The organism is Lyngbya sp. CCY1209, assembly GCF_055795065.1.
The window spans coordinates 1-1,118 of the sequence record NZ_JAYFER010000010.1; the positions used below are offsets into that span (position 1 = coordinate 1).

Sequence of the window (1,118 nt, forward strand, 5' to 3'; positions counted from 1 at the left end):
TCTACTCTGAGGAGTTAGTTCGGGATATTGCTAATATTTACCGCGCTGATTTTGAGATATTTGGGTACAAGCCAGAATTGGATTTAGAGTTTACTTCTCAGGCTCCGTATCAACCTTCATTGGCTCAAATAGAAAAAGATCTACTCAAGTGGAGAGATGACTTAAATAAAATCAGAGGTTCATAAAGTTTCAAGCCCAACGGAGATTGTTATAATTTATAGAGTTCCTAAATGAATTGAGGTAAGCCCATAAATGAAAAGTTCTGTAAACTGGAATAATTTAGAAAGCCAGGGAATTGTCAGAGGCTGGATATTACCTGACCAAGGAGGTTTTCATCCCTCTGATATCGTTGTATTAATTAATGGTCAAAAGTTGACATCTGACAAGATTAAACCTAAACGTTTCCAGAGGAATAGTGATAATCTACGGGTGAATTTTTGTTTTGATTTATCTCCCTATAATGTACAAAATGGAGACCAAATACAGTTAGCTTTGAAAGATACAGGAAAAATACTAGGAACCAGTAAATCAGGAAGCAAAGAATCAAACAAATCAGTGACTTATGTTAATTTTGACCAAAAGCTATCTCCCCATGAAATTCGTCAAATATGGCTTCGTCATCAGCCAAAACCTCTATACAATAAATCACTGAATTTAACTTTAATTTTCTGCGCTAAAAGTGCTTGTAGCTTTGGTGTAAAGTGGTTTTTTTACCATGCAGGACTATATCAAGATGTAGAATCCTACCATCGTCATCCTCATAGGTATAGAGCCAAGGTTTTTACCCAAGATCGTAAATACAAAAAACAGATCAGATCCACAAAAGAAATTTTAAATTCCCATATTTTATGTTTAGTTAGAAACCCTTTCTATCGAGCAGTTAGTAGCTACATTCATGCTATTAAAACTGGATATGATGATCCCAAAATCTCGAGATTTTTAGGAAGAAAAATAAGCCGTAAAAATAGTTTTTGTTTTGATGAGTTTGTACAATATTTAAAATCACTGGATATTAGAAATTGCAATATTCACCATAAGCTGCAAGCTCATCCTTTAATTGAGATGGGTATCATCAAACCCCATCTTCTCAAAGTTGAGAACTTATTTAATGATTTTGC

The 1,118-nt window shown here is 34.1% G+C and carries 2 protein-coding genes; both read left to right on the forward strand.

Translation table 11 applies throughout. The features are described from left to right. Nucleotides 1–185, forward strand: a 185-nt coding sequence (locus AC0QHF_RS00050; protein WP_324702156.1) for a hypothetical protein, incomplete at its 5' end; no start/stop codon positions are given. A gap of 67 nt (nt 186–252) precedes the next feature. Then, nucleotides 253–1,118: sulfotransferase family 2 domain-containing protein (locus AC0QHF_RS00055; RefSeq protein WP_324702157.1), on the forward strand; the 866-nt coding region annotated here is incomplete at its 3' end.